The organism is Glutamicibacter ardleyensis, assembly GCF_014644555.1.
In the GTDB taxonomy this organism is placed as follows: Bacteria; Actinomycetota; Actinomycetes; order Actinomycetales; family Micrococcaceae; genus Glutamicibacter; species Glutamicibacter bergerei.
Map to the genome: position 1 here is coordinate 1 of NZ_BMKX01000028.1, position 772 is coordinate 772.

A 772-nucleotide genomic window follows, 5' to 3' on the forward strand; every position below is an offset into this window, starting at 1 on the left:
ACCGGCCGAGATCACCATCCGGGCCACGATTACCGATGCGACCGGGACTCAAGCTCCGACATTAAGTGTTTCCCACGATTCGGGTCAAAGCTACGGTTTCGGGAGTATGACTCTTGTTTCTGGCTCGGCGAAGGATGGAACTTGGGAACGTAAGGTCACGATTCCTCAGGGTGCTGCCTCTGGTGCCTGGGAAGTGTCGTTGTTCCCTCTGAATGACGTGATGGGCAATAGTGGCAATGGTTTCCGCACTTTGGGAATCGTGAATATTGAGTCGTCAGTATCGGATGTTTCGGCTCCGGTATTGAGAAATTATTCTGTCTCGCCGTTGAACCATAATTTGTCCGACGGACCGGCCGAGATCACCATCCGGGCCACGATTACCGATGCGACCGGGACTCAAGCTCCGACGTTAAGTGTTTCCCACGATTCGGGTCAAAGCTACGGTTTCGGGAGTATGACTCTTGTTTCTGGCTCGGCGAAGGATGGAACTTGGGAACGTAAGGTCACGATTCCTCAGGGTGCTGCCTCTGGTGCCTGGGAAGTGTCGTTGTTCCCTCTGAATGACGTGATGGGCAATAGTGGCAATGGTTTCCGCACTTTGGGAATCGTGAATATTTTGGACCAGGTAGAACTTAAGGAGCTCGGAGCACCGGTTCCGGAGATTTCAGGAATCGCGAAGATCGGTTCGACCTTGTCGGTCAGCGCGGGAACGTGGGCACCGTCTGGTGCGGCATTGAAGTACCAGTGGGAGCGTAACGGCGTTTCGATTGAG

At 54.0% G+C, this 772-nt stretch carries 1 pseudogene; it reads left to right on the forward strand.

Annotated features, from left to right (window positions below):
- A pseudogene (locus IEX04_RS18615) lies at nucleotides 1-772 on the forward strand (peptidase S8/S53 subtilisin kexin sedolisin); the annotation flags it as partial.